General features: G+C 61.7%; 3 protein-coding genes and 1 pseudogene. All 4 read right to left on the bottom strand.

The window, feature by feature from the left end; genetic code table 11:
- Positions 1 to 7: 7 nt before the first annotated feature.
- On the bottom strand, positions 8 to 922 hold the full coding sequence (locus A3754_RS17275) for a ParB/RepB/Spo0J family partition protein (protein WP_063520693.1): 915 nt from the start codon (positions 920 to 922) through the stop codon (positions 8 to 10).
- A gap of 13 nt (positions 923 to 935) precedes the next feature.
- Complete coding sequence (locus A3754_RS17280) at positions 936 to 1,733, bottom strand: ParA family protein (RefSeq protein WP_007151340.1); 798 nt, start codon at positions 1,731 to 1,733, stop codon at positions 936 to 938.
- Between the two features lie 66 nt (positions 1,734 to 1,799).
- On the bottom strand, positions 1,800 to 2,414 hold the full coding sequence (gene rsmG / locus A3754_RS17285; RefSeq protein ID WP_063520694.1) for a 16S rRNA (guanine(527)-N(7))-methyltransferase RsmG: 615 nt from the start codon (positions 2,412 to 2,414) through the stop codon (positions 1,800 to 1,802).
- Positions 2,411 to 3,176: pseudogene (gene gidA, locus A3754_RS17290) on the bottom strand (tRNA uridine-5-carboxymethylaminomethyl(34) synthesis enzyme MnmG); the annotation flags it as partial. The pseudogene gidA and the gene rsmG, both read right to left, overlap by 4 nt.

The following is a 3,176-nucleotide window of genomic DNA, read 5'->3' on the forward strand; positions in this document are numbered from 1 at the left end:
CGCCTGATTACTTGATGTGCGCCAGAATGCCGTCCAGCTCGTCCAGGGTGTTGTAACTGATCACCAACTTTCCTTTCTTGCCCTGCTGCTGGATCTGCACCGGTGCACCGAGACGGTCCGACAGGTCGCTGATCAGTGCCTTCACATTGGGATCTTCCTTGGGCGCCGCCGGCTTGGCCGGTTTCGCCTTCTCGAAATCCCGGACCAGCTCTTCGGTCTGGCGCACTGACAGACCCTTGGCCACCACGGTGCGAGCGGCTTCGATCTGCTTATTGCCCGTCAGGGCCAGCAGCGCACGGGCATGGCCCATTTCCAGATCGCCATGCTCCAGCAGCTTCTTGACGTCGGATTCCAGGCTCATCAGGCGCAGCAGGTTGGTGACCATGGCGCGGGATTTACCCACTGCATCGGCAACCTGCTGGTGGGTAAGCCCGAATTCTTCCTTCAGGCGGCCCAGCGCGATGGCCTCTTCCATGGGATTGAGGTTTTCCCGCTGGATATTCTCGATCAGCGCCATGGCGATGGCGGCTTCGTCGGGCACCTCGCGGATCACCGCCGGAATGGTGTCCAGCTCGGCCATCTGGGCGGCACGCCAGCGGCGCTCACCAGCGATGATTTCGTAACGCTTGTCACCCAGTGGGCGCACCACGATGGGCTGCATCACACCTTGAGCACGAATGGATTCGGCCAGTTCTTCCAGGGCATCTGGCGACATGTCACGGCGCGGCTGGTAACGGCCTCGCTCCATGCACTCCACCGGCAGGTGGCGCAATTCGCCATCGCGGGGACGCTGATCGGGCTCACCCGTCGCTTCACCCTCGTTCTGCAGGCTCACTTCTTCCTGGTGCCGCTGATAGGACTCGTTGCTGCTAAGCAGGGCATCCAGGCCCTTGCTGAGACCGCGTTTACGTTTTGCCGCCATGGTGTTTCGTTCCTTATGAAGCTGCTGCAGGCTGGGCCTTGAGCGCCTGCTCACGACGCAGGATCTCACCGGCCAATGCCAGATAGCTGACCGCACCGCGGGATTTCGGATCGTAGGTGATCACCGGCGCACCGTGGCTGGGCGCTTCCGCCAGCCGCACGTTGCGCGGGATGATGGTGCGGTAGACCTTGTCGCCGAAGTGGCTGATCAGCTGGTTGGAGACATCGTTGGACAGGCTGTTGCGGGGGTCATACATGGTGCGCAGCAGGCCGCCGATGTGCAGCTTCGGGTTCAATACCGTGCGGATCTTCTCGATGGTGTTCATCAGCGCGGTGAGACCTTCCAGTGCGTAGTACTCACACTGGATCGGCACAATCACAGAGTCCGCCGCCGTCAACGCGTTGACGGTGAGCATGTTCAGGGATGGCGGGCAGTCGATGAGGATGTAATCGTACTGGTCACGGATACGCGCCAGCGCATTGCGCAGGCGGAATTCCTTGGCGCTCATGTCCAGTAGCTGGACTTCGGCGGCGGTCAGATCCCCGTTGGCGGCAATCAGGTCAAAACCGGAATCTTCCGGGGTACCAGTCACCGCCTGCTCGATGGCCACGTCATCGCACAGCACATCGTAAATGGTGTAGTCGGTTTCAAACTTGTCCACCCCGGACCCGGTGGTGGCATTGCCCTGCGGGTCAATATCCACAAGCATGACCTTCTTGCGGGTGGCCGCCAGCGACGCCGCCAGGTTCACACTGCTGGTGGTCTTGCCCACGCCGCCTTTCTGATTGGCTACGGCAAATACGGTGGTCACTGCGTTCTCCTTGATTGTACGCCTGACGCCTGGGGCCGAATGCCTGAGGCGGCACCCCGCTCCACATCAGGCCTTGTTCACTACCACCAGGGTGCGGGGCTCATCCAGTCCCGGCACAGTCAGGGTGTGATGGCGCCCTTGCCACTGCGTCGGCAGGGTGGCCAATTCTTCTTCCGTGCTGGCCGCTTTCATGGCCAGCAAACGGGTATTGTCGGTCATTATGGGCGTCATCAACGCCAGCATGTCCGACAAGGAAGCAAAAGCGCGACAAATAATCTGCGATGGGGCTTTACGGTACTGTTCCACGCGACCGTGCACAACCTCCACGTTATCCAGCCCCAGCTCCCGGCGGGCCTGGCGCACAAAACGGGTTTTCTTGCCGTTGGAATCCAGCAGCACGAATGCCTGCCGGGGGCGGACCACCGCCAGAATAATGCCGGGGATACNCGCGCCGGTGCCCACGTCCAGGGTGTCGCCCTCACCCAGATAGGGCAAAACGGCCAGGGAATCGAGCAGGTGACGGGTCACCATTTCCTGGGGATCGCGGATGGCGGTGAGGTTATAGGCCTGGTTCCATTTAACCAGCAGGTCCACATAGGCCAGCAACAGGCGCTGCTGGTCGTCACTCAGGGAAAGGCCCAGGGTATCGATCCCCCGGGCCAGGGTGTCAGCGAGACTCATGCTTGTTGGGCGGCCTTCTTTTGGTGGTGGTGTTTTTTCAGGTAGATCATCAGCAGGGAAATGGCCGCCGGGGTGACGCCGGGAATGCGCCCGGCCTGGCCCAGGGTCTGGGGGCGAATCTCGCCGAGCTTCTGCTTCACCTCATTGGACAGGCCTTTTACCTGGCCGTAATCGAATTCCGCCGGCAGCGCGGTGGTTTCCGCCGCCCGCAGTTTTTCGATCTCGTCGGCCTGGCGGTCAATATACCCTGCGTACTTGGCAAGAATTTCCATCTGCTCGATGACCGCCGCATCCGGGCGCTCCGCCAACGACACTGCATCCGCCAGGCTGGCGTAGGTCAGCTCCGGGCGCTTGAGCAAGTCGAGCAGATTGTATTCGTGGGCCAGGGGCTTCTCGATCAGGGCATTCACCGCCTCGGCTTGCGGCGTTTTCGGGCGCACCCAGGTGCTCTTCAGGCGCAGCTCTTCCTGCGCCATGCCCTCGCGCTTGGCATTAAAGGCAGCCCAACGTTCATCGTCCACCAGGCCCAGCTCGCGGCCTTTTTCGGTGAGTCGCAGATCGGCATTGTCTTCACGCAGCAACAGCCGGTATTCCGCGCGGCTGGTGAACATGCGATAAGGCTCCTGGGTGCCCATGGTGATCAGATCATCCACCAGCACACCGATGTAGGCCTCGTCCCTGCGCGGGGTCCAGGCGTCTTTGCCCTGGCTCAGCAGCGCCGCATTCAGGCCCGCCAGCAACCCCTGGGCACCCGCTTCTTCA

The organism is Alcanivorax sp. HI0083 (genome assembly GCF_001635175.1).

Bases quoted from the DNA above. Each gene is read 5' to 3' on its own strand.
- A3754_RS17275 (WP_063520693.1), bottom strand. From the start codon at position 922: ATGGCGGCAAAACGTAAACGCGGTCTCAGCAAGGGCCTGGATGCCCTG.